Annotated in this window: 26 protein-coding genes and 2 pseudogenes; 16 read left to right on the top strand and 12 right to left on the bottom strand. The window is 72.2% G+C overall.

Translation table 11 applies throughout. From position 1 onward, the window contains the following. Nucleotides 1-207: 207 nt before the first annotated feature. The 4 genes and pseudogenes from IO40_RS0117445 to IO40_RS0117430 all read left to right on the top strand — a co-directional run. Nucleotides 208-456 (top strand): annotated as a pseudogene (locus tag IO40_RS0117445) (response regulator); the annotation flags it as partial. A gap of 163 nt (nucleotides 457-619) precedes the next feature. Next, on the top strand, nucleotides 620-1216 hold the full coding sequence (locus IO40_RS0117440) for a TetR/AcrR family transcriptional regulator (protein WP_016471225.1): 597 nt from the start codon (nucleotides 620-622) through the stop codon (nucleotides 1214-1216). Between the two features lie 31 nt (nucleotides 1217-1247). Beyond that, the gene (locus IO40_RS0117435) at nucleotides 1248-1427 is read left to right on the top strand and encodes a hypothetical protein (protein WP_030405520.1); all 180 of its coding nucleotides are present in this window, start codon (nucleotides 1248-1250) and stop codon (nucleotides 1425-1427) included. After that, nucleotides 1428-1802 carry a VOC family protein gene (locus tag IO40_RS0117430; protein ID WP_016471223.1) on the top strand — a complete coding sequence of 125 codons (375 nt, stop codon included), beginning with the start codon at nucleotides 1428-1430 and terminating at the stop codon, nucleotides 1800-1802. Nucleotides 1803-1895: 93 nt separating this feature from the next. Here IO40_RS0117430 and IO40_RS0117425 read toward each other — a convergent pair whose 3' ends face one another. Beyond that, nucleotides 1896-2288, bottom strand: coding sequence for a hypothetical protein (locus IO40_RS0117425; protein WP_016471222.1), 393 nt, complete (start codon nucleotides 2286-2288; stop codon nucleotides 1896-1898). Between the two features lie 193 nt (nucleotides 2289-2481). Continuing rightward, nucleotides 2482-3396: a LysR family transcriptional regulator gene (locus tag IO40_RS0117420; RefSeq protein ID WP_031175714.1), complete on the bottom strand. Its 915-nt coding sequence runs from the start codon at nucleotides 3394-3396 to the stop codon at nucleotides 2482-2484. A gap of 72 nt (nucleotides 3397-3468) precedes the next feature. On the opposite strand from IO40_RS0117420, the gene IO40_RS0117415 reads away from it, so the two are divergent. The 3 genes and pseudogenes from IO40_RS0117415 to IO40_RS39815 all read left to right on the top strand — a co-directional run. Next, a complete protein-coding gene (locus tag IO40_RS0117415; protein ID WP_234315449.1) occupies nucleotides 3469-4848 on the top strand; it encodes an MFS transporter in 1380 nt (459 codons plus the stop codon). Nucleotides 4849-5061: 213 nt separating this feature from the next. Further along, nucleotides 5062-5826, top strand: a complete 765-nt coding sequence (locus IO40_RS0117410) for a DUF3472 domain-containing protein (protein WP_031175713.1) — start codon at nucleotides 5062-5064, stop codon at nucleotides 5824-5826. A gap of 74 nt (nucleotides 5827-5900) precedes the next feature. After that, nucleotides 5901-6260 (top strand): annotated as a pseudogene (locus tag IO40_RS39815) (class I SAM-dependent methyltransferase); the annotation flags it as partial. 414 nt (nucleotides 6261-6674) lie between these two features. On the opposite strand, the gene IO40_RS0117400 reads toward IO40_RS39815, so the two are convergent. The 6 genes from IO40_RS0117400 to IO40_RS0117375 form a co-directional block, all read right to left on the bottom strand. After that, entirely contained in the window at nucleotides 6675-7739 is a 1065-nt protein-coding gene (locus IO40_RS0117400; RefSeq protein ID WP_031027654.1) for an acyl-CoA dehydrogenase family protein, read from the bottom strand. After that, on the bottom strand, nucleotides 7736-8788 hold the full coding sequence (locus IO40_RS38845; protein WP_234336558.1) for a CMD domain-containing protein: 1053 nt from the start codon (nucleotides 8786-8788) through the stop codon (nucleotides 7736-7738). Before IO40_RS38845 ends, IO40_RS0117400 begins: the two co-directional genes overlap by 4 nt. A 43-nt stretch (nucleotides 8789-8831) precedes the next feature. Beyond that, nucleotides 8832-9809, bottom strand: coding sequence for a carbohydrate ABC transporter permease (locus IO40_RS0117390; RefSeq protein ID WP_016471215.1), 978 nt, complete (start codon nucleotides 9807-9809; stop codon nucleotides 8832-8834). Then, entirely contained in the window at nucleotides 9806-10636 is an 831-nt protein-coding gene (locus IO40_RS0117385) for a carbohydrate ABC transporter permease (RefSeq protein WP_031175711.1), read from the bottom strand. The genes IO40_RS0117390 and IO40_RS0117385 overlap by 4 nt, the downstream gene beginning before the upstream one ends. Continuing rightward, nucleotides 10633-12054, bottom strand: a complete 1422-nt coding sequence (locus IO40_RS0117380) for an ABC transporter substrate-binding protein (protein WP_030405512.1) — start codon at nucleotides 12052-12054, stop codon at nucleotides 10633-10635. Before IO40_RS0117380 ends, IO40_RS0117385 begins: the two co-directional genes overlap by 4 nt. Before the next feature lie 391 nt (nucleotides 12055-12445). Next, nucleotides 12446-12868, bottom strand: a complete 423-nt coding sequence (locus IO40_RS0117375) for a VOC family protein (protein WP_031175710.1) — start codon at nucleotides 12866-12868, stop codon at nucleotides 12446-12448. A gap of 308 nt (nucleotides 12869-13176) precedes the next feature. On the opposite strand from IO40_RS0117375, the gene IO40_RS0117370 reads away from it, so the two are divergent. Next, nucleotides 13177-13665, top strand: a complete 489-nt coding sequence (locus IO40_RS0117370) for a hypothetical protein (RefSeq protein WP_016471211.1) — start codon at nucleotides 13177-13179, stop codon at nucleotides 13663-13665. Between the two features lie 99 nt (nucleotides 13666-13764). On the opposite strand, the gene IO40_RS0117365 is transcribed toward IO40_RS0117370, so the two are convergent. Both IO40_RS0117365 and IO40_RS0117360 read right to left on the bottom strand, forming a co-directional pair. Beyond that, entirely contained in the window at nucleotides 13765-14580 is an 816-nt protein-coding gene (locus IO40_RS0117365) for a hypothetical protein (RefSeq protein WP_137016912.1), read from the bottom strand. Between the two features lie 50 nt (nucleotides 14581-14630). After that, entirely contained in the window at nucleotides 14631-15392 is a 762-nt protein-coding gene (locus IO40_RS0117360; protein WP_016471209.1) for a class I SAM-dependent methyltransferase, read from the bottom strand. Nucleotides 15393-15576: 184 nt separating this feature from the next. On the opposite strand from IO40_RS0117360, the gene IO40_RS0117355 reads away from it, so the two are divergent. Together IO40_RS0117355 and IO40_RS0117350 are read left to right on the top strand one after the other, a co-directional pair. Next, nucleotides 15577-16044, top strand: coding sequence for an NUDIX hydrolase (locus IO40_RS0117355; protein WP_016471208.1), 468 nt, complete (start codon nucleotides 15577-15579; stop codon nucleotides 16042-16044). 155 nt (nucleotides 16045-16199) lie between these two features. Continuing rightward, nucleotides 16200-17033 (top strand): SAM-dependent methyltransferase, encoded by an 834-nt coding sequence (locus IO40_RS0117350; RefSeq protein ID WP_016471207.1) that lies wholly within the window; start codon nucleotides 16200-16202, stop codon nucleotides 17031-17033. Between the two features lie 89 nt (nucleotides 17034-17122). On the opposite strand, the gene IO40_RS0117345 is transcribed toward IO40_RS0117350, so the two are convergent. Then, nucleotides 17123-18178, bottom strand: coding sequence for an ABC transporter substrate-binding protein (locus IO40_RS0117345; protein WP_016471206.1), 1056 nt, complete (start codon nucleotides 18176-18178; stop codon nucleotides 17123-17125). 260 nt (nucleotides 18179-18438) lie between these two features. Here IO40_RS0117345 and IO40_RS0117340 point away from each other — a divergent pair, with 260 nt between their 5' ends. The 6 genes from IO40_RS0117340 to IO40_RS0117315 all read left to right on the top strand — a co-directional run bounded on the left by IO40_RS0117340 (nucleotide 18439) and on the right by IO40_RS0117315 (nucleotide 24708). Next, nucleotides 18439-20544: a CocE/NonD family hydrolase gene (locus tag IO40_RS0117340; protein WP_016471205.1), complete on the top strand. Its 2106-nt coding sequence runs from the start codon at nucleotides 18439-18441 to the stop codon at nucleotides 20542-20544. Continuing rightward, on the top strand, nucleotides 20541-21452 hold the full coding sequence (locus tag IO40_RS0117335) for an ABC transporter substrate-binding protein (RefSeq protein ID WP_016471204.1): 912 nt from the start codon (nucleotides 20541-20543) through the stop codon (nucleotides 21450-21452). Before IO40_RS0117340 ends, IO40_RS0117335 begins: the two co-directional genes overlap by 4 nt. Before the next feature lie 70 nt (nucleotides 21453-21522). Then, a complete protein-coding gene (locus IO40_RS33700; RefSeq protein WP_016471203.1) occupies nucleotides 21523-22590 on the top strand; it encodes an ABC transporter ATP-binding protein in 1068 nt (355 codons plus the stop codon). Further along, nucleotides 22587-23300, top strand: coding sequence for an ABC transporter permease (locus tag IO40_RS0117325; protein WP_016471202.1), 714 nt, complete (start codon nucleotides 22587-22589; stop codon nucleotides 23298-23300). The genes IO40_RS33700 and IO40_RS0117325 overlap by 4 nt, the downstream gene beginning before the upstream one ends. A 2-nt stretch (nucleotides 23301-23302) precedes the next feature. Further along, complete coding sequence (locus tag IO40_RS0117320) at nucleotides 23303-23953, top strand: ABC transporter permease (protein ID WP_016471201.1); 651 nt, start codon at nucleotides 23303-23305, stop codon at nucleotides 23951-23953. 140 nt (nucleotides 23954-24093) lie between these two features. Next, nucleotides 24094-24708, top strand: coding sequence for a hypothetical protein (locus IO40_RS0117315; RefSeq protein WP_031175707.1), 615 nt, complete (start codon nucleotides 24094-24096; stop codon nucleotides 24706-24708). An 89-nt stretch (nucleotides 24709-24797) separates the two neighbouring features. On the opposite strand, the gene IO40_RS0117310 is transcribed toward IO40_RS0117315, so the two are convergent. Next, on the bottom strand, nucleotides 24798-25952 hold the full coding sequence (locus IO40_RS0117310) for an arginine deiminase family protein (protein WP_016471199.1): 1155 nt from the start codon (nucleotides 25950-25952) through the stop codon (nucleotides 24798-24800). Nucleotides 25953-26001: the final 49 nt, after the last annotated feature.

Genomic DNA, 26001 nt, shown 5'->3' with positions numbered 1-26001 from the left:
GCAGAGCGGCCGTACGGCGGAGGCCGTACGGCGGAGACCCGGAAGGCCGGCGGACCGGCTCTTCGCCGGGCACGGGCACTGAGCCCGGCAACGGCGAAGAGCGTCCGCATGGACCGCGGGACGTGGGGCCGGACGGGCTTGCACCGGCGCTGCACCCTGCGGGTGGCTGCCGGTTCGGGCACGGCCCGGTGAGCCGGTGCCACACCCGTCATCCTCCTGGACGTCCAGATGCCGGGCATGGACGGCTACGAGACGGCGGCCCACATCAAACGGCGGCACCGCAACCGCGACATCCCTCTCATCTTCCTGACGGCCATGGGCACCGTGGACTCCGCGCGCGGTTACGCCGCGGGCGGCGTGGACTCCATCGGCAAGCCCGTCGACCCATGGGCCCTGCGCGCCAAGGTGGACGTCTTCACCCGCATCCACCTCGAACGTCTCCACCGCGGGAGATGACCGGGGCCGGGCCGCCACGCCCGGCCCCGCTCCGCGTGCGGTGCCGTCGGGGGCCGTACGACATGGCCGTCGTCCGCGGCGGCAGGCTACCCTTACGCACACGGAACAGCGTTCCGCCTGAGATGTTACGGAACACCGTTCCGCTTCGCAACAGGAGGACACCGTGAACGAGCAACCGAAGGGCGAGGGGCAGCCGCGCCGACGTGTACGCGCGGACGCGCAGCGCAGCATCGACACTCTGCTGGCCGCGGCGGCCGAGGTGTTCGCGTCCTCCGGCGTGGACGCCCCCGTCCGGGAGATCACGGCCAGGGCAGGTGTCGGAGCGGGCACCCTCTACCGTCACTTCCCGCAGCGCGCGGACCTCATCGCCGCCGTGTTCCGCCGTGAGGTGGACGCCTGCGCCGATGCCGCCGCCTCGCTGGCGGCCGAGCACGAACCGGTCGACGCGCTCGCCGGGTGGCTGCGCCGCTTCACGGGCTTCATCGCCACCAAACGCGGACTGAGCGCGGCCCTGCACTCGGGCGACCCGGCGTACGACAGTCTGCCCGCCTATTTCGACGAGCGTTTCGTACCCGTGCTGGGCGGGCTGCTCGACACCGCGGCGCGCACCGGCCGCATCCGCGCCGACATCGACCCCAAAGACCTGCTGCGCGCCGTGGCCAATGTGACCCTGCCGGCGCAGGACGACGACGGGCACACCGAGCGCGTGCTCGCCCTGCTCGTGGACGGCCTCCGCTACGGGGCGTCGCGAGCATCTTAGGGAACTAGCGTGCTTGTTAGCATCGCTCCTCGTGGGAGACGAGGAAGTGAAACAGTTCAACGTGTATCTGCCGATCGGACTGATCAAGCAGGTCAAACACCGCGCCATCGAGGCCGAGCTGTCGCTGTCGGCGCTGGTGGCCGAGGCACTGCGCGTCTACCTCGATGCCCCGCACACGGGCCCGGAGCAAGCGTCTGACAAGGAGGTCTGAATGGCGACCGAAGGCATCGAGGCCGTCTTCATGGAGACCCACAACTGGGGCAAGGCCGCGAAATTCTTCCAGAAACTCGGCTACGAGCTGGAGTTCGCCACGGACCACAACTCCGGGCAGTTGCGCCACGGCGACGGCCCCACCCTCTTCATCGCGGAGGTCCCCGAGGACCAGGAGACCGGGATGCAGCTGGTGCTGAAGGTCCCGGACGCCGACGCGTTCCGGCTCGACCCCGACGTCGAGGTGGTCACCCCGTTCGAGGAGACCCATTTCGGGACGCGGCTGATGACGGTCCGCGACCCCGACGGGCGGCTGTGGAGCCTCCAGGCGCCGGGCAAGGGCGAGCAGCGGGAAGGCGACACCGACGAGGGGTGACGTGCAGGCCGCGGCATGCACGTCACCCCGAGGGGCTGCGCTCCCCCGGCCGCAGCCCCTCGGCGATCCCCCCTGTCCCGCCTCCGGCGCCGGCTAGAACCGGCAGGGGTGCGGGGAGCCGCCGTTGCTCAGATGGGCGTCCCAGACCCAGCCGCTGCCGCGGACGTAGGACCAGGTGTTGCCGTAGCTGTTGGTGACGTAGCAGTTCACCGGCACGGAGGTCCCGGCCGAGTACGAGGTGACCTTCGTGCAGTCACCGTACGGGCCCATGCGGACCGGCGCCGTGTCGGCCGCGCGGTCCGTGGTGCTGTAGGGGTTCAGATTGCTCGGCGGCGCGCCCCGGTCCCACGAGCAGGCCTGGGCCGCAGTGACCGCTTCGGGGGCGGCGCCGGCCGCGACCGCGGCCGGGACCCCGAGGGTGCCGACGGCTGCCAGTGAGAGCACCGCGACGGCTGTCCGTACGTATGTGAGCGTCGATCCGGGCATGACCGTACCCTTCGGTCGTCGGATGGGAACCGTGCCCGCCGTGGAGAGCGGGGCACCGCGCATCGTTCGACGGCCCGGCGGCCGGGGCAAGGCGCCCGTGCCGTCCCGGACATGCGGGGCGGTGTCCGGGCTGGTCGGCGCCTCGCCCGGCCGGCGTCCCGGACAGGGCGCGCCCTCCGAGAGGGCAGTCCGCTCACTGCTGCGGGAGCAGTTGCCGGGCGGTCGCCGTGATCGTCTCCACCGCGTGAGTGAGCGTCGGGTTCCGCCGGGCACCGAGCCGGGTGACGGCCATGATGCGGCGGGCGGGCGCGGGCTCCCCGTGCAGGGGGACGCGTGCCACGGGCGAATCGTCCCGCAGCCGGGACAGGCGCGGTACGAGGATGACCCCGAGACCGTGGGCCACCAGCGCGGTGCCGGTGTCCCACTCGTCCGCGTAGTGCGCGATGTGGGGCGTGAAGCCGGCGGTCATGCACGCCGCGAGGACGAGCTGGTGGTAGGTGGTGCCCGGGCTGCCGAGGATCCACGGCTCCCGGGCCGCGTCGGCCAGGGTGACCCGCCGCCGCGCCGCCAGCGGGTGGTCCTGCGGTACGACCAGGTCCAGCGGGTCGTCCAGCAGCGGCTGCTGGTCGAAGCGGCCGTCCGTCATGGGGGGCGAGTCCGCCGTGACCACCAGCAGGGCGAGGTCGGCCTCCTCGGCGAGCAGCAGGTCGAAGCAGCGGTCGGGCTCGGCCTCCATGATCCGGACGGTCAGCCGCGGGTAGGCGTCGCGCAGTCCCGCCGCGGCCGGCGGCAGCAGCCGGCTCGCGGCTGTGGAGAAGCCGCACAGCGTGAACCGGCCGGTGGGTTCGCTGCCCGCGGCGGCCAACTCGGCACGGGCGAGCTGCCACTGCTCCTGGAGGCGCTCCGCGTGGTGCAGCAGGACCCGCGCGGCGTTCGTCAGCCGGATCCCTCTGCCCTGCTGCACGACCAGTTCCGCTCCCACATCGGCCGCGAGTCTGCGCAGTTGGTGGGAGACGGCGGAGGGGGTGTAGTGCAGCGCCTGTGCCGCCGCGGTCACCGTTCCGTGCTCGGCGACCATCTGGAGGATCCGGAGCCGAGAGTCGATCATGCAATCATTTTGCATGATCACAGCCAAAATCATTTGATTTTCCTCGCCGCTTTCCGCTCGCACACTGGCCACGTGACTGATCAGCGAGTGACACCGGAACGGAGCACACACCACAACCACCCTCTCCGAGCGCACCGGCCCACGGGCCGGGCCCGCCCGGACGGCGGCGCCCGGCGCATGCGGCGTGAGCGGATACCGGGCCGCGCCGACCGCAAGGCCGTGCGCACCGCCGGACTCCTGGTGGTCGTCCTGACCGCGGGCGCCTACCTTCCCAGCCCGCTCTACCCCGACTATCAGCGCCTCTTCGGTTACGACGACCTCGTGATGACCCTGCTGTTCGCGACGTTCGCGCTCGTCAGCGGGCCCGCGCTGCTGCTGTGCGGCCCGGCCGCGGACGCCGTGGGACACCGTCCGGTCCTGCGGCTGAGCGTGCTGCTCGCCGCCGCCGGCTCCTGCTGCTTCGCCCTCGCCCACAGCCCGGCCTGGCTCTTCGCCGGACGCGTCGGCCAAGCCCTCGCCCTGGGCGCCGCCACCGGGGCCGCACAGGCACTCATCACCTGGCACCGCAGCCCCGCGGCCCGTATCGGGGGTCCCCTGCTGGCCAGCCTGGCGTTCGCCGCGGGCACCGCCGTGGGGCCCGCCGCCTCCGGCCTGCTCGCCCGGTACGTGCCCGCACCGCTGACCACCCCCTACCTGCTCCATCTCCTCCTGCTGGCATGGGTGTGGCACCGGCTCCACCGGACCGTGCCCGAACCCGCCGCCACCCGCAGGGCGCAGCGCCGGTGGAAGCCCGTCCGGCCCCACATCCCGCGGTCCATGCGGACGCTCTTCGCCGTCGCCGGGCTCAACGGCTTCCTCGCCTGGGCCGTCGTCGGCGTCTACCTCGCCCTCCTGCCCACACTGCTGGGACGGGCCCGGCACACCGACGACCCCGCCCTGACCGGCGCCGTACTCGGCTCGGTGCTGCTCTGGTCGCTGCTGGCGCAGCTGGTGTGGAGCCGCTGCGCCCCGCACACGGCGCAGCGGTCCGGAGCCGCCGCGCTCACCGGGAGCCTGCTGCTGCTCGCGGCCACGGGCGCCACCTCGCTCCTCGCCACGCTGGGCTCCGCGCTGCTGGCGGGCGTCGGGCACGGGCTGGCCTCCGGCGGCGCCGCCCGGGCCGTGGACGCCCGCACCCCGGCGGGGCAGCGCGCCGGTATCGGGGCCGCGCTCTACCTCCTCTTCTATCTGGGGTCCGGTACGCCGGCCGTCGCCGTGGGGCTGCTCACCACCTGGATGCCGCTCACCACCGCGATGACCCGGCTGAGCTGGGCCGGTGCCGCCCTGGGAGCCGTCGCCCTGCTGGCCACGTGCTGTCTGGCGGGCTCCGCCCGGCGCCGCGGCGGTCGCAGGCCGACCTCCATGCCACCGGGAGACCTTCCCGGTCCCCTGCCCTCGGGCGCCCCGGCCTGAGCCGGACTGCCACCCGGCGCTCCCGCTCCGGGCCGCCGGGTGGCGTCGCCACCGGCGGGGTGCCGGGCGGGACGTGCCCAAGCCGTGACTCGCGCGGGCCGGGCGGGGCGTGCGCGTGCACAGGAGTCCAACGGGCGGCGCGCGTAAGTCCATGGAGCGGTCCCGGCGGCGTGGACAGAATGCGGGCACCCCCACACGGAGAAGAGGACGCGCATGTCAGTAGTCGGGACACTCCGCCGGTACGCGCTGCCCGCCGCCGTGGCCGCTGGACTGCTCGTGGCGGCCACCCCCTCGGCGGTCGCCGACGTCGGCGGCGGCAACGTGTCGGTCAGCTGGTCGATCGCCGACGCACCTTCCTCGGGGATGACCGACATCACCTTCCCCATCACCGTCAACCCGGAGACCGCCCACAAGGCCGGCATCTACTTCGCGCAGCAGTACGACTTCGCCGACGGCATGGGCTACACGGGGCTGCAACCCAGGGAGAACCAGGGCTCGCGGGAGCGGCTGTCGGCCCGTTTCTCCACCTTCACCGAGGGCGCCACCACCACCGACCCGCTGTGTCACCAGGGTGCGGACGGCGGCCCCGGCGTCACCTGCGCCGTCGACTTCGACGGCGTGTACGGCCACCGCTACGACATCACGGTGCGGAAGACCGGCACCGACACCTGGACCGGGACGGCCACGGACACCGTCACCGGCAAGGCCACCCATCTGGGCACGTACACGCTGCCCGCGGGCAGCGGCAACCTGCAAGGCTCGCAGGGCGGTTTCGTGGAGTACTACCTCGGTATCCCCAGCTGCGCGCAGATGCCCAGGTCCGACGTGGTCTTCGGGGGTCCCACCTCCACGGACGCCGGAGGTCTGCACGGTACCTCCCGGGCCAACTACGAGTACAGCGACTGCGTGGGCGAGTCCGGCTACCACGCCGAGAACGCCGGGTCGGGGACGCATGTGACGCGCGGGTTCGTCTCCTGACGCCCTGGCCGGCGCGCACCGGGGACGGCGCATAAGCGTTGGACAGCGCACCGCCGCGCGACGACCGTGGACGGATGCAGCAGCACATCTGGGACGCCGAAACCGCGCGGCGCTACGACACACCCGGTACCGGCATGTTCGCGCCCGAGGTGGTGGAACCGGCCGTGGAGTACCTGGCCCGTCTCGCCGGGGCGGGCCGAGCACTGGAGTTCGCCGTCGGCACCGGCCGGGTGGCCGTGCCGCTGGCCGCGCGGGGAGTCGCGGTCAGCGGCATCGAGCTGTCCCCGGCGATGGTCGAACAACTGCGCGGCAAGGCGGACGAGACGGCCGTCCCCGTCGTCCTCGGGGACATGGCGACCGCCCTCGCCCCCGGCGAGTACACCCTCGTCTATCTCGTCTACAACACCATCTCCAACCTGCTCACCCAGGACGAGCAGGTCGCCTGCTTCCGCAACGCCGCCCGGCATCTGACGCCGGGCGGCCGTTTCGTGGTGGAGCTCGGAGTGCCCGAACTGCGCGCGCTGCCGCCCGGCCGGACGGCCACGGTCTTCCAGTCGGATGCCGGCTACATCGGGCTGGACACCTACGACCTCCTCAACCAGCGTCTGGTGTCGCACCACTTCCGCTTCGACGGCACACGGCAGGCCGAGCTGTTCCGCAGCCACCACCGCTACATCTGGCCGGCCGAGCTGGACTTGATGGCGCGGCTCGCCGGGTTCGAGCTGGAGTGCCGGCACGCGGACTGGTCGGGCGCCCCGTTCACCTCCGAGTCGCCCTCGCACGTGTCCGTGTACCGGATCCCGCCGGCGCGGTAGCCCGGTGCGGGCCCGGCCCGGCCGGTCGCGGCGTCACGCCCGCAGTGCCCTCAGATGTGCCGTGCGGACCTCGGCGGTCTGCCCCTGGACGACGAGGAACAGTCCCTCGCGGGCCAGGCGCTGGGCCGGCGCGGACAGCCCGAAGGCACGGCCGCCGCCGGCGGCGACGGCGGCCGTGGTGGCGGCGCGCAGCACCTCGTAGGCGCGCATCTTGACGGCGAGCCTGTCGTCGAGCCGTTCGGCGGGCGGTACCTCGTCCACGAGCGCGTAGGCGTCGCGGCGGGCCGCGTCCAGGCGGGTGCGGAGGATGCCGGCGGTCTCCTTCGCCTCACCGTCGCCGGAGGCGTCGAGGAGATCGAGGGCGGCGCGGGCGACACCGAAGACGGCCGGATTGGTGTTGGTGTTCTTGGGACGGTCGTCCGTCGCCCACCGCTCGTACGGAGTGCGCAGGGCGACCGCGTCGTCGGGCAGCACCAGGCCGTCGAGCAGCAGACCGACCGTGCGGGTGCCGGTGAGGGCGGCGAGCTGGAGCGGCGGGGTGGCGGTGAGGCCGGCCTGCTCGCGGGCCTCGGCGACGGCGAAGACCACCTCACCGTCCTCGGTCGCGCCGCCCAGCAGGAACACGTCGTTGAGGCCCCAGCCCGTGTACCAGGGCACGCGCCCGTCGAAGCGCCAGCCGTCCGGCACCCGGGTGGCGCGGACCGGCAGCTTCGGGTAGGCGCGCAGATGCGAGAAGGCGATGCCCGCGAGTTGTGTGCCCTCGCTCAGCGGGCGCAGCCAGCGGTCGCGGGCCGCGCTCGGCTCCTCGCCGGCCGCGGCGAGGGTGCGTACGGGGGTGTGGTGCTGTGCCTGGACGAAGAACGTGGCGCAGCAGGCGCCCGCCAGGATCTCGGCGATCTCCCGGCCGACGGCGGCCGGCGCCCCGGCACCGCCGTACTCCGCCGGTGCGTTGACCCCCAGGACGCCGGACGCCTTGACGGCCGCGACGGCTTCGGGTGTGACGCCCTCGCGGTCGTGCCGCTCGGCCGCGGGTGCCAGGACGTCGCCGGCCAGCCGGCGGGCCGCGTCGATGAGGGGATGGTCGGGGGTGGCGGTCATGCTGTGGTCTCCTCGGGGATCGGGCGGGGCTCGCCCAGGGTGAGCATCAGGCGGTTGGCCCAGGCGAACACGGCGACGACGTGGATCAGGTCCAGGATCTCCGTGTCGCCCAGGCCCGCGTCCGTCCGCAGCGCCGCCAGGTCGAGCGGGCGCTGGGGCTCGCGGGTGAGGCGTACCGCGAAGTCGGTGACCGCGCGGCGGCGGGCGGTTCCCGTGTCCGCCGCGGTGCCGTGGCGCAGGACCGCCTCGGCGGGGGCGGCGTCCTTGGCCAGCTGGATGAAGCGCCGCGCGTGCACGGACGCGCAGTACACGCAGCCGTTGACGCGGGAGACGGCGAGTGCGGCGAGTTCCCGGTCGCGGCGGTCGAGGCCGCGCGGCGCGTACATGATGGCGTTGTAGAGCCGGGACCTCTCACGCAGCGCGGTCACGTCGTGGACGAGCGCCAGGTAGTAGGGGGAGGTCTTCGCCGTCGGCAGCGACTCCTCCAGCACGGCGAGCTGTTCGGGGGTGGCGCGGTCCACGTCCACGGTCTCCACCCACGCGTCCCACTCCAGTGCGTCGGCGGTGAACGGCCGGCCCTCGCTCGCGGCCAGGTACGCGGGCAGCTCGCCGCCCTCTGCCGGGAGGCTGCCGAGCGCCCGCAGTCCGGCGGCGAGCCGCGTCTGGTAGGTGACGAACGCGATCAGCTGCGAGGCCGTGACGATGTCCGGGGCGCTCCAGCCGGCGTCCCGCAGGGCCGCGATGTCCTCGGGGCCGGCCGTGGAGGGGGCCAGGACGAGGAGGCGGGCGTGGCGCCGCAGCGCGGTGAACCGGTCGGAGGGGGCGGGTGCCGGGCCGAGTGCCCGGTAGTGGGCGGCCAGTGCGGGCGCGCCGTCCAGTTCGGCGGTGTGGGCCGCGAGTGCCGCCCGTTCGGGGAGGGTGAGCCGGCTGCCGGCGGTGCCGCCGGTCAGCAGCGCGTCGTGGGCGCCCTGTGTGCGGGCGTACACCGTCTCGCGGTACGTGCGCAGCGCGGCGGGCGTACCGGCGACGGTGTCGATCACGTCGGACATGGATGGTGCCTTTCTCGTCATCGGGGGCGGGGGTTCGGCCCGGTCAGCCCGCCGCGTCCTCGCCGGCCCGGTAGGCGCGCAGGTACAGCCGCGCTCCCGCGACCAGCAGGATCGCCACGCACACCGCGAGCGCGGAGGCCAGCCCCAGGTCCTGGTCGGCGAAGGCGAGTTTGCGGATCTCCAGGGGGACGGTGGTCGAGGTGTCCATGGGGCCGCCGCCGGAGAGCAGGTACGGCAGGTCGAAGTCGTAGGCGGTCCAGATGGTGCGCATCAGCATGGCGACGATCAGCGCGGGCGCGATCCACGGCAGGGTGACGTGGCGGAAGACGCCGATGCGTCCGGCGCCGTCCAGGGCGGCGGCCTCGCGCAGTTCGCCGGGCAGTGTCTGGAGCCGCGCCAGGACGACGATCACGATGAACGGCACGTATTTCCAGCAGTTCACGGCGACCAGTGCGGCGATCACGGTGGCCGGGTCGGCGAACGGGTCGACGAGGCTGTCGGTGAGCCCGAGTGTGCGCAGCAGGTGTCCGGCCATGCCGGAGGTGTCGTTGAAGGCGAAGCGGAACACCATCGCGGCGACCACGGCCGGGACCACGTAGGGGAAGAGGACGAGCCCGCGTGCCAGGGTCTGGCCGCGCAGTCCGGCGTTGAGCAGCAGCGCGACCGCGACCCCGGCGACGGCCTGGATCACCACGTTCCCCGCGACCCACGCGACGCTGCGTCCGAACGCGCCCCGCACGGCCGGGTCCTCCCACAGCCGCCGGTAGTTGTCGAGGCCGAGGAAGGTGTGTTCGCGGGTGAGGAAGTCGACGTGGAAGAAGCTGTCGAAGACGGAGGCGAGGAAGGGGTAGGCCGCGAAGACGAGCAGCAGCAGGAGCGCGGGCAGCAGCATCAGGGTGCCCAGCGTGCGGTCGGACAGGCCCCGGCGCGGGGCCTTCTCGGGACGCGGGGGCCGCGCTGGGCGCGACGGGGACGGGGAGGCGGCGCCGCGCGCTGGCGGGCTTCCGGTGACGGCTGTCATTTCACGGCCCCCTGTCCGATGCCGCCGACGAGGAATTTCTGGACGAGTACGAACAGCATCAGCACGGGTGCGACGACGATCAGCGCGGCGGCCATGAGCACGCCCCACGAGTAGACGCTGGTCTGGTCCATCAGCAGGGAGAGTCCCGGGCTGAGGGTCAGCTTCTCCGGGTCGGCCATCAGCGTGGAGGCGAACAGGTACTCGCTCCAGGCGGCGTTGAAGGCGAACACGGCGGTGGCGACCACCCCCGGCACCGACTGTGGCAGCACGACCCGTACGAACGCGCCGAAGCGGGTGCAGCCGTCGACCATCGCGGCGTCCTCCAGCTCGACGGTCAGCCCGTGGAAACAGGAGCGGAGCGTCCACAGGGCGAACGGCAGCAGCGTGGCCGTGTAGATCACGACGAGCGCGGCGAGGTTGTTGGCCAGCCCGAACCGCGCCACCAGCTGCGAGACGGGCACCAGCACCAGGATCGGCGGCACCAGGTAGGCGAACAGCGACAGCTCTCCGACCCAGCGCAGCCCCGGGATGCGGAACCGGACGAGCGCGTACGCGGCGCACAGGCCCAGCACCACCACGGCGAGTGTGGAGCAGGCGGCCACGATCAGGGAGTTGACCAGGTAGGTGCCGAAGGAGGAGATCTCGAAGAGGGTGCGGAAGTTCTCGAGCGTGAACGTGTGCGGGAAGAACGTCGGCGGGTAGGAGATGATCTCCTCGTCGGGTTTGACGGCCGTGCTCACGATCCACAGCAGCGGCAGGTCGGCGACGAGAACGACGGCGGCCAGTGCCGCGTACTGGAGGGCGCGTCCCGGTCTCGGGAAAGTCATGCCGCGGGCCTCCACTCGGGGTTGGCCCTCCGCCAGTCGCGGGCGGCGAAGGCGAACTGGTCCACCGCCCTGCGCCAGGCCTGCTCGGGGTCGTCGCCGCGCAGCAGGATCGACTGCACCATCGTGGCGTCGGCCGGCGGTGGCGCCCACGCCTTGCCCGCCCAGGGGCACGGGTTGGAGAGCTTGCCGTCGTAGCGCCCGTCCACGACCGAGCCCATGGCCATGTCGGGGCTCATCGCGTGCGGGACGAGGTCGAGGATGGTGCGCACCCAGTCGCCGTGCTTCCGCAGATAGGGGTCCTGGGAGCGGCCGATCTCGTCGCGGAGCCGGTCCCTGACGGACTTCAGCGGCGGGATCAGATGGCCGGGGACGGTGAGGGAGAAGCCCAGCGCGTTGTCGCCCGTGGTCAGTTCCTTCAGGAAGGCTCTGGCCTCGCGTCTGTGCCGGGTGTGCGCGAAGACGCTGTACTGGTTCTTGCCGCCGTACGCCAGCCGGCCCGTGCGAAACGGGCCCGCCGGGACCGGCAGCACACCGGTGACCTCGGCGATCCTGGGGTTCTGTGCGGCGAGGTTCACCCCGAGCCGGCCCGCCATGGTGGCGAAGGCCGCCTTCCCGGAGATGTAGGTGTTCATCAGGTCCGGATAGTTGGTGTTGTAGGCGCCCTTGCGGCCGTACCGCATGATCGCGACATGCCGTTCGACCGCGGCGAGCACCTCGTCCTTGCCGAACAGCACCTCGCCGTCGGGTCCGTAGTAGTCCCAGCCCGCCTGGTAGACGTACGGCGCGAGGAACTGGGTCGTCATCCCCGGGGTGTTGCCTGCTCCGGAGGAGATGCCGTCGATGCCGTCCCTGCCGTGCAGTTCGCGGACGGCGCCGAGGAACTGGCCGTAGGTGCGCGGCGGTTCGATGCCGGCCTTGTCGAGGAGGTCCTTGCGGTAGTAGAGCACCGAGGCGTTGGCCTGGAACGGCATCGCGTAGTCCTCGCCGCGGTGGATGATGCGGGTGCCGGGCAGGAAATCGTCCTCGCCGATCTCCTCGATCATGCCGGTGAGGGGCAGCAGATAGCCCTTGACGGCCCAGTCGAGGATGTTCGCGGCGGGCGGTGCGAAGACCCCGATGTCGGTGCCGGTCTGCATGGCCGACTGGAGGTACTGGAGCTGGTTCTCGTCCGAGTACAGCGTCATCTTGACGGTGACGCCGGGGTGCTCGCGCTCGAACCGTCTGATGACGGAGCGGTAGAAGGCGAGCGACTTGGGGTCCGACTCGGTCGTGTAGAAGGGCACGACCTTGCCGCCGGAGGCGGCGCCGGTGCCGCAGGCGGTCAGCAGTGCGGAACCGGAGGCGGTGACGGCGGAAGCGGCGGCCAGCGACAGCAGGCCGCGCCGCGACAGCCGCCGCGGTATGCGGGCGGAGGGCATGGCGGTCCAGGGTGATGATGCGGGGAAAAGGGCGACGGGAGAGCGGGAAGGGTGCCGCTCAACATCCCGTGCTGGTGGACCGCCGCAGGTCGAGGTAGCGGCGCTGGGTGAGACGCGGAGTCGTCACGGCGCTGCCCTCCCTCGGATCCTTGTGCGACACAGGTGACCGGAAAGCTATGCGGTCGTCCGGACCGCTGTCAAAGAGCATCTGCCCTGCGGACCGGCGGTGTCCGGTTGCCGGACGGGGTGAACGGAGGAGCGGGGGCTGCCCGGCCGGGCCGCAGGGAGCGGGGTTGCGGGCCGGCCGGCGGCGGTCTGCCGCCCCGCGCACCGGCGCCCTCCTTGGGGCGGGAGGGCGCCGGTGCGCGGCAGATGTGCGGCAGGTGTGCGGTCAGCCGTTGTAGGGGGCCGCGACGTCCAGCACCCAGGTGACGCCGAAACGGTCGGTGAGCATGCCGTACAGCGGTGCCCACTGCGCGGGCTCCAGGGGCCGGCGCACCGTCGAGCCTTCCGCCAGCTTCTGCCACAGGGCGCTGATCTCGTCCGCGTCGTCACCGCGTACGGAGACGAAGAACGGGTCGGTGCCCCGGTCCCAGGGCAGGTCGGAGGGCACGTCGTAGGCCATGATGTGGAAGCCGTTGTCGCCGGCCACCTCGCCCCACACCACCCAGTCCGCCTCGTTCTCGTTCCGCACGGAGCCCATGTCCTTGTAGGTGATGGCGGACAGACGCCCGCCGAAGACGGACCGGTAGTGCTCCAGCGCCGCCCGCGCGTCGCCCCGGAAGTTCAGATGGGTGGTGGTCGTGACGGGCATGGCTTCTCCTCGGTTTTTCCATGGTTCGGGGGCACGGCCGTGCAGCACGGCGGGAGCTGTGCGGACGGCCGTCTCGTGTCCGGGGGCCGTGGGCCTCTCCGGCGGATCGTGCGGTCCACCGTTCCAGAGGTGGCGGACAGGTTGTGTCCTGCTCTCGCGGTCCCCGGTGATCGGGTGTGCGGGGCGGTTGGACGCGGACGCCGCGCGGTAAAGGTCAGGGCCGGTGCGTGCTCGCCCGGCGGGTGCCGTGCTCAGCCGGGCGAGGACACGAGCCGTCGTGCCCGCCCCGATCGCTCCGGAAGGTCGCCATGCCCCCCACCCGCGTCTCGATGCTGCGCATCTACCTCAACGACCACCTCACCGGCGCCACCGCCGGCGCCGAACTGCTGCGGCGGACGGCGGGCACCCACCGGGGCGGGCCGCTGGGGCCGGAACTGGAGGAGCTGGCCCGCGAGGTCGCCGAGGACCGGCAGGAACTCGTCGAGATCATGGTGCGGCTGGGTGTCCCCGTACGCCAGGCGCGGGTGACGGCGGGATGGGTGGCGGAGAAGGCCGGGCGGCTGAAACTCAACGGCGGCCTGCTGAGCCGTTCGCCGCTCAGTGATGTGCTGGAGCTGGAGGCCATGCGGCTGGGCGTGCAGGCCAAGACGGCGTGCTGGCGCACGCTGGCCGTGCTCGCGGACGGCGAGCCGCGCCTGGACGCGGGGAGGCTGGCCGAACTGCTGGACCGGGCGGCGGCGCAGGCCCGCAGGCTGGAGGCGCTCAGTGCCCGCGCGGTCTCCCAGGTGTGGGGCTGACGGCGGCACTTCCCGGCGAGCCGTGCCGGTGCGCTCGGCTCCGGCGGGGTGCGCCGACGCCCGTCACCAGGCCGCCGGCGCATGCGTCACCGGCCGCACTCAACCGCCTGCTCCCCCGGTGCGGTGGGTGGGTGCCGGGTCGTATGGCGGGGTCTGGCCGGAGTGTTCCGCGTACGCCGGCAGCGCCTCCCGCACCCGCAGCAGGTAGTCGGCGGCGACGGACGTGTACGCGGGCGCGAGCCGGCGGCAGGGCACCGGCGCACCGGGCGGCGGGCGGTGTTCCAGGGCGGAGAAGCCCTCGGTGGCAGCGGCGAAGCGCCGGCCGACCTCCCGGGTGAGGAAGGAGGTGTCCAGCAGCGCGGCGCAGGCCCGGAAGGAGAGCGCCGTTCGGGGGGCGGCTTCCAGCAGTGCGGCGATCCGCTCGTCGACCGTCTCGGCGAGCACTCCCTCCCTCAGCCGCGCGGAGCCGGGTGGCCGCAGCTCCGGGAGCGGCTGCGGTTCCACGGTGCGCAGCCGTTCCGTCAGGGTGTCCGCCGCGTGCCGGAAGGCGGCGACGGGAGCGGCGGCCGACGCCGGGCGGTGGTACGGCAGCGCTTGCAGGTTCACCGCCGCCCCGTGGAGCGGCGGCACCGGGATGTCGAGGACCGCGCCGCGGAAGCGGGCGAACGCGGTGCCGGCCTCCCGCGCGGGTACGGTGCGCAGCACCGCGCTCGCCTGCCGGCACCAGGCGTCGAACGCGTTCATCGTCGCAAGGGCATGGCGTGTCTGACGGCGGTTCCGCGGCGGGCCGAGACGCCGCACGGCAGCCACCCGCACGTTTGTCTGTGCCGCGATTTCCCGTACGGCCTCGACCGCGGCCTCGTGGAGGGTGCTGCGCGCCGCTTCGGGATCGGGCCACTTGCGGATGGCTGACATGCGTCGATGATGCGGCGGGCAGCGCCGTCCGCCAAGACCGCCGCTGTGTGTCAGGGGCGGGCGGCCACCAGCAGGTCGGCCACATAGATCTCCTCGACGGCCTCGTCGGGGAAGAGCGCCCGCAGCCGGTGGCGCTCCTCGTCGAGGAAGGCGCTCATCGCCTCCGTGCCGAGGGCGAGGAGCGCGGAGCGGCTGCCGACGTTGTCCAGGTGCGTGCCGAGGGGGACCACCCGGCTCCAGCGGATCTGCCGGCGGGTCACCCGCAGCCCGGTCAGGCCCGCGCGCCGGACGGCTTCGCCGTCGTCGGGGCGGGTGACCGGACGCGGTGGTACTCCGCAGTGGCGGGCGATGCGCTCGTGCTGGGCGCGGAGCCACGGCACGTCGAAGGCGGTGGTGTTCCACCAGACGGCGAGTGCCCCGCCGGAGCCGAGGACCCGCATCGCCTCGGGGACGGAGCGGGTGGTGTCGGTCCACTGCCACGACTGCGCGTACGTGAGCAGGTCGCGGGAGGCGGTGGCGAGCGGGAGGGCGTTGCCGTCGCCCCGTACGAGCGGTACTTCGGGGAGTGTGCGGCGGAACCGGGCGGCCATCGCCTCACCCGGCTCCACGGCGATCACGTCGGCGCCGCGCCGGCGCAGGAGACGGGTCGCGATGCCCGTGCCCGCGCCGATGTCGGCGGCGCGGACCTCCGCGAGCGGACGCTGGAGGAACTCCTCGACGGTGTCGAGGAGTTCGGGCGGGTAGGCGGGCCGGCTCGCCGCGTACTGGGCGGCGGCCGAGTTGAAGGCGTGAGCACGCGGGTCGGCGGTCATCCCTCCATCATCGCCTCCCCTGCCCGGCGGCCGGCGCCGGGACGGCTCGTCGCCGGGCGGCGGGCAGCTCGCCGTTGTGCCACCATGCGCTTCCGCGGGGCGAGTTGGTCCGGCGAGGGCGGCCAGGGCTTGGCGCTGTGCGGAACGCCGGGGCGGCCCCGCCCGGTGGGGAGGAGTGGCGAGGATGAGTTTCCGGCTGGCGGCGTACGGGGTGTGCGTCGAGGACGGACGGGTGCTGCTCGGCCGTCATGTGTCCTCGGACGGGCGGAGCACCTGGACTCCGCCCGGCGGCGGGGTGGAGCACGCGGAGGACCCCATCGACACGGTGGTCCGGGAGGTCGCCGAGGAGACCGGTTACGACGCGGTGGTCGAGCGCCTGCTGGGCGTGGACTCGCGGGTGATCCCCGCCGCCGAGGCGCGCCGCGGGGAGAAGCACCAGAACGTCGGCGTCTTTTACCGCCTGCGTGTCACCGGCGGCCGGCTTCGGCCGGAGCCGGACGGCGGGATCGCGGAGGCGGTCTGGACCCCGCTCGGGGATGTCGCCGGTCTGCGCCGGTCCTCGTTGGTCGAGGTCGGTCTTACCCTGGCGCGGACGCTGCCGGCGACCGGCCATGTCGCCCCCGTACCGGTGGGCGGCCTGGTCCGGCACTGAACGTGGGACCGCACCGGTTCGGGAGGGCTCTTCGGTGCCGCACCGCACCGTCGGCCCGCCGTCGAGCGTGGCGGAAGGGCGGTTAGGCTTCCTCCCGAGCAGGCAGGTCATCTGGCGTGCCACGCCGGTCAGTTGCGGCCACGAGCGGAGGAAGCATGACGTACACCCCTGAGGAGCAGGCGGGCATCTTCGAGTCCAGCGGGACGGGGCTGCGGACCCATGAGGCCCATTCAGCCCGTATGTACGACTATCTCCTCGGGGGCAAGGACAACTATCCGGCGGACCAGAAGGCCGCGGAGGCGGCGATGTCCGCGTTCCCGACGCTGCGGACCGCCGCCCGGGAGAACCGTTCCTTCCTCGGTCGTGCGGTCCGGTACGTGGTCGAGGAGACGGGCATCAACCAGTTCCTCGACATCGGTTCGGGCCTGCCGACCGCCCACAACGTCCACCAGGTCGCCCAGCAGCACGACCCTCAGGCACGGGTGGTGTACGTCGACAACGACCCGATCGTCCTGGCGCACGGGCGGGCGCTGCTGTCCACCGACGCGCGGACGACCGTCATCGAGACGGACCTCCGCGAACCGCGCTCGATCATCGACCACCCCGAGACGAAGGCGCTCATCGACTTCGAGCAGCCGGTCGCCGTGCTGGCGGTGGCGATCCTGCACTTCATCTCCGACGAGGAGGACCCGGCCGGGCTGGTGGCGCAGCTGCGGGAAGCCCTGGCCCCCGGCAGTGTGCTCGTCCTGTCGCACGCGACCGCCGAGATATCCCCCGAGACGGCACTGGGTGTGCAGGCCGCCTACCGGGCCCAGGGGGTGCCGCTCACGCTGCGGGACCGCGCGGAGTTCGCGAAGCTGTTCGACGGCTTCGAGCTGGTGGAGCCGGGCATCCAGGTGGTGTCCGACTGGCGTGCGACCGTCCCGGAGTCGGAGCGCCCCTCGCACGCGGAGGTCTCCTGGTACGGCGGCATCGGCCGGCTGGTGTGACGCGCCCGGCCCTGTGCGGTCCCGCCGTTCGCGGGGCCGCGCAGGGCCGGGGCACGAAGAAGGTGAAGGGCTGCTTGTCGGGGCAGCGGCTACTTGTCGAGGTAGCTCTTCAGGTCGTCGAGGACCTTGTCCGCCGCGGTGACGCCGAGGCCCAGGTACCAGGTCTCGTCGTTCACATCCTTGGCCTGCCCGTCCTTGACGGCGCGGAGGTTCTTCCACAGGGGGCTGTCCTGGGCCTTGGCGCGGTCGGTGGCCTTGGGGTCGCCGTAGGCGCCGGTGAAGATCCAGTCCGCGTCGGCCTCGTCCATGCGCTCGGGGCTGATCTCGGTGGCAAGGTCGTTGACCTGCTGGTTCTTCGGGCGGGGCAGGCCGACGTCCTGGAGGATGGTGCCGATGAACGACGCCTTCGCGTACAGCCGGATGGTGCCCGGCATGTAGCGGACCATCGAGACGGTGGGCTTCTTGTCGCCCAGGTCGTCGCCGAGCTTCTCGGCCTTCTGCTCGTACGCGTCCAGCTTCTTCTTCGCCTGCTCGGTGCGGTCGAGAGCCGCGGCGTTGAGGAGGTAGTTCTCCTTCCAGGTGAAGCCGGGGCGGATGGAGAAGACCGTGGGGGCGATGGCCGAGAGCTGCTTGTACTTGTCGGCGGCGCGCAGCTGGCTGCCGAGGATCAGATCCGGCTTGAGCTTGGCGATGGCTTCCAGGTTGAGGTTGTTGATGGTGCCGATGTTCTCGGGGTGGCCCGCCTGCTTCTTGAGGTAGCTCGGGATCGCGTTGTCACCCTCGGTGGGGGCGAGGCCGACGGGCTTGAAGCCGAGGGAGACGGCGTTGTCCAGCTCGCCGACGTCCAGCACCACGACCCGCTTCGGACGGTGCTTGATCTCCGTCTTGCCCATGGCGTGGGTGATGGTGCGCGGGAACTGGCCCGGCTTGGCGTCCGTGCCGAAGGAGGCGGTCTTCTTCGCGGCGCTCGCGAAGTCCTCGCCGCCCTGCGCCACCTTCTCCTTCGTTTTGCCCTTGCCGCCGCCGGAGTCGCCGCCGTCACCGTCGGAGGAGCCGCCGCAGGCGGAGAGCGTCAGCGCGGCGGCGAGGGACAGGGCGACGGTGGCGGCGGCGCGCTTGCCGCCACCGCTCAGGCGTATCGACATCAGGTGCTCCGGAAATCAGGGGGTTACCACTTAGGCAAACCTTACTTCCTTTTTCGGCCACTCCGACACGCCCCCGCCCGCCCCGCCACCCGGGGCGGTCCGCATGATGAGACATTGGCACGCATGAACATGCAGATGGGAGCTGGTCTACCCAGAACGGAAGGCTTCATTCCTGTGTTCTTGTTCATCGGCGCACAACGATCGAATTGCGCCACATACCCGGCAATTCGCCGAGGGGTGCTCGTCTAGGGTGCCACCCCATGAGCACCGCCCGGTCCACCAGCAGTCAGCAGAACAGCCCCGAAACCGCACATAACTATGCACCGTCGGCGCACGGCGGCCCCTCCGAGCGGCGGCACGCCGTGCGCGTGCTGCGGCACATATGGATCCCGCTCGAGGACGGCACGCGGCTCGCGGCGCGGGTATGGCTTCCCGAAGGCGTCCAGGGGCCCGTGCCGGCCGTGCTGGAGTACATCCCCTACCGCAAGAACGACGGCACCGCACCGCGTGACGCCACCTTGCACGGGCAGTTCGCGCAGGCCGGGTACGCCGCCGTGCGCGTCGACTGCCGGGGCAGCGGCGACTCGGACGGCGTGATGCTCGACGAGTACCACCAGCAGGAGCTCGACGACGCGCTGGAGGTGCTGGCCTGGATCGAGCGGCAGGAGTGGTCCGACGGACAGGTCGCGATCATCGGCAAGTCCTGGGGCGGCTTCAACGGTCTCCAGATCGCCGCGCTGCGCCCTCCGCAGCTGCGCTGCATCGTCACCGTCTGCTCCACCGACGACCGGTACGCGGACGACGTGCACTACGCCGGCGGCTGTCTGCTGGCGTCCGAGATGCTGCCGTGGGCGGCGACGATGCTCGCCTACAACGCCCGCCCCGGCGACCCGGCGGTCCTCGGCGACGGCTGGCGCGAGAAGTGGCTGGAGCGGCTGGAGGCGACCGTCCCGTACGCGGAGACCTGGCTCAGCCACCAGCGGCGCGACGCCTACTGGCAGCACGGCTCGGTGTGCGAGGACCACTCCGCGATCCAGGTGCCGGTCTACGCCGTGGGCGGCTGGCTGGACCCCTACCGGGGTGCCGTCTTCCGGCTGCTGGAGCACCTCGACCCGCAGCAGGCCCCCGTCAAGGCGCTCATCGGCCCGTGGGCGCACACCTACCCGCACCAGGCGGAGCCCGGGCCCGCCATGGACTTCCAGGGCGAGTGCGTGCGCTGGTTCGACCACTGGATGCGCGGCGTCGACAACGGGATCATGGACGAACCGCGGCTGCGCGCCTGGATGCCCGACCCGGCACCCGTCGGCAGCGACCACGAGGAGCGCCCCGGCCGCTGGGTGGCCGAACCCTCGTGGCCCGCTCCCGGCGTCACCGACCGGCGCCACCCGCTGAGCGCCTGGTCGGACGGCGCGGCCACGGCACTGCTGCGCTCCCCCCTCGCGCTGGGCGCGGCGTCGGGCGACTTCCTCAAGTTCGGCGACGTGCCGGGGCAGTACGGGGATCAGGCCGCGGACGACGGACGCTCGTGCACCTTCACCGGGCCCGTGCTGGAGGAGACCGTCGAGATCCTCGGGGCCCCCTCCGTCACCCTGCGCGTCAGCGCCGACCGGCCGCAGGCACAGCTGGCGGTCCGGCTGTGCGAGGTGTTCCCGGACGGCTCGTCGAAGCTGGTCACCGCCGGACTGCTCAATCTCACCCACCGGGACGGCCACGCCGCGCCCGAGCCGCTGGAGCCCGGGAAGACCTACGACGTGCGGGTGCCGCTGTTCGCCATCGGGCACGCCTTCGGCGCCGGCAACCGCATCCGGGTGTCCGTCTCGGCCTCGCTGTGGCCGTGGATGTGGCCGTCGCCGCAGCGCACCACCGTCACGGTGGAGACGGGGCACGGGGAGCTGACCCTCCCGGTGCGCGCGCCGCGGCCCGCCGATGAGGCGGCACTGCCGGCGTTCGCGCCGCCCCGCGAGGGCCCGCCGCACAGCATCGAGCTGGCCGGTATCCCGGGGGCGCGGACGGTCGCCTTCGACCAGGAGAGCGGCGAGCAGACCATCGTGACGACACCCGCCGACGGCACCATGACCGACCACGCCGACGGGCTGACCCGCACCGGCCGCGATCTGAACCGCTTCCAGCTGACCGAGGGCGACCCGCACTCGGCCGTCGTCGAGTGCGAGCGCGAGGAGACGATCCGCCGCGAGGAGTGGGCCACCCGCGTGCACACCCGTTCGCGGATGACGGCCGACGGCGAGGACTTCCTCGTCGTCAACACGCTGCGCGCCTACGAGGGGCTGCCCGGCCCCGAGGGCGAGGGCGAACGGCAGGTCTTCGCGCGCACGTGGTCCTTCACCGTCCCCCGGGACCAGGTGTGAGGGCCGGCGCGCGGCAGCGCGCGTGGGCGGGACTGCTGGCGCTGGTGTGCCTGGCGGCCCTGACCGGCTGCGGGGGCGCCGCCTCGGCGACCGGTGTGCGGCCGACCGTGGTCATCGGAGCCAAGCAGTTCACCGAGCAGTGGATCATCGGCGAGATGTACAAGCAGGCTCTCACCAAGGCCGGCTACGACGTCGAGCTGAAGAACAACATCGGCAGTACGGAGATCATCGACGGGGCGCTCACCTCAGGTCAGATCGATCTGTACCCCGAGTACACCGGGGTGATCCTCCAGGTGCTGGCCCGGGACGAGAGCATCCCGCACTCGGCGCGGGACACCTTCGTCAAGGCCAAGGCGTTCCAGGAGAAGCGCGGCCTGACGATGCTGGAGCCCACCCCGTTCCAGAACAAGAACGCGGTGGCCGTCAAGCCCGCGTTCGCGAAGAAGTACGGCCTGCGGACCATCGGTGACCTCGAGAAGGCAGGCCATGTCCGGTTCGCCGAGTACCCCGACAACATCTCCGGGGCCCTCGGCTACACCGAACTGGTCAAGAAGTACGGCCTGACCGACACCAAGGTCAGGTCCCTCAACATCGGCCTCCAGTACAAGGCGCTGGACCACGGTGACGTGGAGGCCGCCGACGTCTTCACCACCGATCCGCAGCTGGCCCGCGGGAACTACACCCTGCTCGAGGACGACAAGGGCTTCTACGGGTTCCAGAACGTGGCTCCCGTCGTGCACAAGGACGTGCTGGAGGAACAGGGGCCGAAGTTCGCCGAGACGCTGGACAAGGTCGACGCGCTGCTGACCGAGAAGGCCGTGCAGCAGCTCAACCGGGCCGTCGACACCGTGCGGCTGACCCCGGCCGAGGTCGCCGGGAAGTTCCTCGTGGCCAACGGCCTGCTGTGAGCCGGCGCGACGGCCTGCCGCACGCCGGCCGCCCCTCGCCCCGGCGCCCCCCGACCAGGAGAACCACCCCATGACTCAGGTCCGTCCTGAAACCCCTGCCGCAGCGCAGGACATCGTCTTCGACCACGTGGTCAAGACGTATCCGAACGCCACCGTCCCCGCCGTCGACGACCTGTCGCTTACCGTTCCGGCCGGTGAGATCTGTGTACTGCTCGGCCCCTCGGGCAGCGGCAAGACCACCGCCTTGATGATGGTCAACCGGCTCGCGGAGATCACCGGCGGTGACATCCGCATCGGCGGGCGCTCCATCCGCGATCTGGACCCGATCCGGCTGCGCCGCTCCATCGGCTACGTCATCCAGCAGACCGGGCTGTTCCCGCATCTGTCCATCGCCGAGAACGTGGCGACCGTGCCCAAGGTGCTCGGCTGGGGGAAGAAGCGCATCAAGGAGCGGGTCGGACAGCTGCTGGAACTGGTGGGGCTGCCCGTGGACGAGTACGGCCGGCGGTATCCCTCGCAGCTGTCGGGCGGGCAGCGCCAGCGGGTCGGCATCGCCCGGGCGCTGGCCGCCGATCCGCCGGTGATGCTGATGGACGAGCCGTTCGGCGCGCTGGACCCAATCACCCGTGAGCATGTGCAGGACGAGTTCCTGGCACTGCACGAACGTATCCGCAAGACGGTCATCTTCGTCAGCCACGACATCGACGAGGCGGTCAAGATGGGCGACCGCATCGCGATCTTCCGGGAGGGCGGCAAGCTGGCCCAGTACGACACCCCGCGCACCCTGCTCAAGGAGCCCGCCGACGAGTTCGTCGCCCGATTCGTGGGCGCCGACCGCGGCCTCAAGCGGCTGACCCTCACCCGGCTCGCCGACCTGGCCGGCAGTGGTGAGCTGTCCCCCGCCCGGCCCGACGACCGGAGCCTGCCCGTTCTGCCCGCCGATGCCAGCCTGCGCGCCGCCCTCTCCCTGATGGTGGCCGAGGGCACCGAGGGCGTCCTGGTCACCGCGGCCGAGGGCGCCCCGGACGCGGACGGTGCGGCCCGCGCCGACGGGACGCCCGCCGGCGGCACCGGTGCCGGCGGCCGGGTGCTGGGCGTCGCGTCCCTGGACGCCGTACGGAAGGCGGGTACCGCGTGAGCGCCCAGCCGCCCGTCATCCCCGACTACGGCGAGCCCAGCGCCTGCGTCGCGCGGGACGCCACCTTCTGCACCGACTGGTTCGGCGACCACTGGTGGAACCTGTTCTGGCCCGCCCTGGTGCAGCACCTGGAGCTGACCCTGATCGCCGTGGTGCTCGGCTTCGTGCTGGCCGTGGGCGCCGCCGTGCTGTGCCACTTCAAGAGCTGGCTGGCCGCACCCGTCTCCGGCGTGACCTCGTTCCTGTACACCGTGCCGCCGCTGGCGCTCTTCCAGCTGCTCGTGCCCGTCACCGGGTTCTCCGTGCTCACCGTCGAGATCGCGCTGGTGCTCTACAGCCTCTATCTGCTGTTCACCACGATCCTGACGGGACTGCGCGAGGTGCCCGAGGACGCGGTGCGCGCGGCACGCGGCATGGGGCTCACCCGCCGGCAGATCCTCTTCAAGGTGGAGCTGCGGCTGGCCGTCCCCTCGCTGATCTCCGGGCTGCGGGTGACGACCGTCATGACGATCGGGATCGTCGCCATCGCCGCCTACGTCGTGGACCAGGGGCTCGGCTCGCTGATCCTCAAGGCGCTCCAGTCACCGTTCAACACCCAGTTCATCGGCGCCGGCGCGCTCGCCGTCGCCCTCGCGCTGGCCGCCGACGGCGCCCTCGTGCTCGCCGGCCGGCTGCTCACCCCGTGGGCGCGGACGAGGAGGGCCGCATAACCATGAGCACCTTTCTCGGCTCCTTCACCTTCATGCGGGACCAGTTGTCGCTGCTGCTGGACAAGACCGGCCAGCACATCTGGATGTGCGCGGTCGTCGTCGCCGTCTCCCTCGTCGTCGCCGTACCGCTCGGCCTGTGGCTGGGCCATCTGCACAAGGGCGAGTTCCTCACCTCCGCGATCTCCAACATCGGCCGGGCCCTGCCCAACCTCGCCGTCATCGCCATCGGGCTGGGCATCTTCGGGCTGACCTTCACCAACATCGCCATCGCCCTGCTGATCACCGCGATCCCGCCCATCCTCAGCCAGGCGTACCTGGCCGTGGACCAGGTGGACCCGGACCTGGTGCGCTCGGCCCGCGGCATGGGCCTCACCCCCGCCCAGGTGCTGTTCAAGGTGGAACTCCCGCTGGCGCTGCCGCTGTTGTTCTCCGGTGTGCGGATCGCCGTCGTCTACGTCATCTCCAGTGCGACGCTCGCCACCGTGGCGGGTGGCGGCGGGCTCGGCGACATCGTGCTGGGCCAGGCCACGTACGGGCTCGAAGGCGTCATCGCCGCCGCCTTGTGGGTGGCCGTCCTCGCCCTGGCCGCCGACGGCGCACTCGCGCTCCTCCAGCGGGTGCTGGTCCCCAAGGGCCTGCGGGCGGCGCGCTGAGAACGCGGCGCTCCCCCGCCCGGGCGCCGGCATTCCGGGCGGGGGAACGCCGCGTGACCGAAAGCGGTCCTCGCGCCGGGTACGGCTGGAAGCATGCGGGATGCCGGAGGGCCCGGCGGAGAAAGAGAGGAAAGGCCGGCGTGGTGGCGCGAGAACAGGTGACGGACGGGGAGCGGCTGCGGGCGCGGCAGGACGACTTGCAGCGGGAGGCCGACGCCGTCGCGGAGGACCTGGGACTGGCCGGGCTGCTGGCGCCGCACGGACGCGTCGAGCGGGTGGGCAGCGCCGCGCTGGGGCTGATGGTGGCGGCGGACCTGGATCTGACCGTGGTCTGCCCCCGGCTGGACGACTCCGTCAAGCGGGCGGTGACCGCCGCGGGCGCCACGCTGGGGCTGCACGAGAGGGTGCGGCAGGTGACGTTCCGCGACGACACCGGGGCGTGGAACACCGACCCGCGCTATCCGGACGGCCTCTATCTGAACGTGGAGTACCGCTCCGCCGCGGGACGGGAGTGGACGCTGGACATCTGGTTCGTCGACGAACCCGACCGGCAGCCCGATCTGGCCCACGTCCGGGACCTGCCGCCGCGGCTGACCGACGCCCACCGCATCACGATCCTCGGCATCAAGCAGGCCCTCTCCGAGCGGCCGGCGGCCTCGCGGGTGCCCAGTTACGAGGTGTACCGGGCGGTGCTGGACCACGGGGTGACCGATGTGGCGGCGTTCGACGCCTGGGCGGGGCGGGAGCGCGGCTGAGCCGCGCGCCGCGCCCGCGTGCCGCCCGGGGCCGCCGGCCCGCCCTCTCGGGCGCGGGCCGGCCACTCCCCGGACGCCGGGCCTGCCGCTCAGACGCCGGCCTGCCGGCCGGCCGTCAGCGGGCGGTAGCCGTCCGCGAAGTAGTCCTCCGCCGTGCCGGCCCGGTTGACGTCCCAGGTGGCGCAGTGCAGGGAGCCGCCGTATTCGAAGACGTCACGGAAGGGGACGGTCAGCACCTCGAAGCCGAGCTTGTCGAGCAGTTCGTGCAGCGGTGCCTCCCGCTCCTCGCAGATCACCTGGGTCGGTGAGACGCTGAGCACGTTCATCGACAGCCACTTGGACGACTGGCAGTAGCGCGGCATCTCGTCGTTTCCGGTGGTCGGCTGCGGCGCCTCGACCAGTTCCCAGCCGTTGCGCAGGAACATCTGCTCCTCGCCCTCCCGCAGCGGGCGTTCCGGGTTGGTCAGCACCAGGCCGGGACGGAGCGGGACGAAGGTGCAGTCGATGTGCGAGGGGAAGAAGTCCAGCGGGAAGTGCACGGGGTGGACGCGGAAGCCACGCGGCTCCAGATGGCGTTTGAGCCAGCGGATCCCGGCCCGGTTGGTCGTCATGGACTCCTGAACCACCAGATCGCGGCCGAACCGGCTGATGTCGGCGGCGTCGAAGACGACCTCGTCCTGGGTGACGCAGAACTCCGAGGAGTGCATCTCGCGGTGCCGCTTGGCCAGCGGCCAGTCCCAGAACTCCTGGCGGTACATGCCGTCGGCCATGGACGGTTTGGGGGCCACCGTCCACACCATGCCGGGGTCGTTGTCCCAGTACTCGTAGACCAGTTTGCGGTAGGCCAGATACTCGAAGTAGCGGGCCCGGCGGGACATGGTGGCCTCGACGATCTCGTTGCCCAGGGTGATCATCACGTCCCGGGGGCACACCACGCAGTACTGGTTGGCGACCTCGAACGTGGGGGTGCGCAGCGGCGCCGACAGATCGTACGGCTCGGGCCGCCGGACGGTGACGCCGCACGACCGCAGCAGGTCGGCCAGGCCGTCCAGCTGGGCGTTGGCGCGGTCGATCATCTCCGCGGGTTTGGGCCCGGTGGGGAACGCGCCGCCCGAGCCGCGCAGTTCGGGCCGGTAGCCGGGCTCGGTCGGTTCGAAGCAGGCGCCGTCGGCGATGCCCACGACGATCTCGCGCAGCGGGTCCCACTCGTTCCAGGAGTTGACCAGGGTCGCCGGTTGGTTCACGGTTTGTCCGCCCTTTCTCTGGGGTGAGGTGCGCGGTTGCCGGAGCGAG

The organism is Streptomyces albus subsp. albus (genome assembly GCF_000725885.1).
GTDB lineage: Bacteria > Actinomycetota > Actinomycetes > Streptomycetales > Streptomycetaceae > Streptomyces > Streptomyces albus.
The sequence above is the reverse complement of the archived record's forward strand: the minus strand, read 5'-3'. Positions and strand labels throughout refer to the sequence as shown.

Bases quoted from the DNA above. Each gene is read 5' to 3' on its own strand.
- IO40_RS0117430 (WP_016471223.1), top strand. From the start codon at position 1,428: ATGGCGACCGAAGGCATCGAGGCCGTCTTCATGGAGACCCACAACTGG.
- IO40_RS0117425 (WP_016471222.1), bottom strand. From the start codon at position 2,288: ATGCCCGGATCGACGCTCACATACGTACGGACAGCCGTCGCGGTGCTC.
- IO40_RS0117420 (WP_031175714.1), bottom strand. From the start codon at position 3,396: ATGATCGACTCTCGGCTCCGGATCCTCCAGATGGTCGCCGAGCACGGA.
- IO40_RS0117410 (WP_031175713.1), top strand. From the start codon at position 5,062: ATGTCAGTAGTCGGGACACTCCGCCGGTACGCGCTGCCCGCCGCCGTG.
- IO40_RS0117400 (WP_031027654.1), bottom strand. From the start codon at position 7,739: ATGACCGCCACCCCCGACCATCCCCTCATCGACGCGGCCCGCCGGCTG.
- IO40_RS38845 (WP_234336558.1), bottom strand. From the start codon at position 8,788: ATGTCCGACGTGATCGACACCGTCGCCGGTACGCCCGCCGCGCTGCGC.
- IO40_RS0117390 (WP_016471215.1), bottom strand. From the start codon at position 9,809: ATGACAGCCGTCACCGGAAGCCCGCCAGCGCGCGGCGCCGCCTCCCCG.
- IO40_RS0117385 (WP_031175711.1), bottom strand. From the start codon at position 10,636: ATGACTTTCCCGAGACCGGGACGCGCCCTCCAGTACGCGGCACTGGCC.
- IO40_RS0117380 (WP_030405512.1), bottom strand. From the start codon at position 12,054: ATGCCCTCCGCCCGCATACCGCGGCGGCTGTCGCGGCGCGGCCTGCTG.
- IO40_RS0117375 (WP_031175710.1), bottom strand. From the start codon at position 12,868: ATGCCCGTCACGACCACCACCCATCTGAACTTCCGGGGCGACGCGCGG.
- IO40_RS0117370 (WP_016471211.1), top strand. From the start codon at position 13,177: ATGCCCCCCACCCGCGTCTCGATGCTGCGCATCTACCTCAACGACCAC.
- IO40_RS0117365 (WP_137016912.1), bottom strand. From the start codon at position 14,580: ATGTCAGCCATCCGCAAGTGGCCCGATCCCGAAGCGGCGCGCAGCACC.
- IO40_RS0117360 (WP_016471209.1), bottom strand. From the start codon at position 15,392: ATGACCGCCGACCCGCGTGCTCACGCCTTCAACTCGGCCGCCGCCCAG.
- IO40_RS0117355 (WP_016471208.1), top strand. From the start codon at position 15,577: ATGAGTTTCCGGCTGGCGGCGTACGGGGTGTGCGTCGAGGACGGACGG.
- IO40_RS0117350 (WP_016471207.1), top strand. From the start codon at position 16,200: ATGACGTACACCCCTGAGGAGCAGGCGGGCATCTTCGAGTCCAGCGGG.
- IO40_RS0117345 (WP_016471206.1), bottom strand. From the start codon at position 18,178: ATGTCGATACGCCTGAGCGGTGGCGGCAAGCGCGCCGCCGCCACCGTC.
- IO40_RS0117340 (WP_016471205.1), top strand. From the start codon at position 18,439: ATGAGCACCGCCCGGTCCACCAGCAGTCAGCAGAACAGCCCCGAAACC.
- IO40_RS33700 (WP_016471203.1), top strand. From the start codon at position 21,523: ATGACTCAGGTCCGTCCTGAAACCCCTGCCGCAGCGCAGGACATCGTC.
- IO40_RS0117320 (WP_016471201.1), top strand. From the start codon at position 23,303: ATGAGCACCTTTCTCGGCTCCTTCACCTTCATGCGGGACCAGTTGTCG.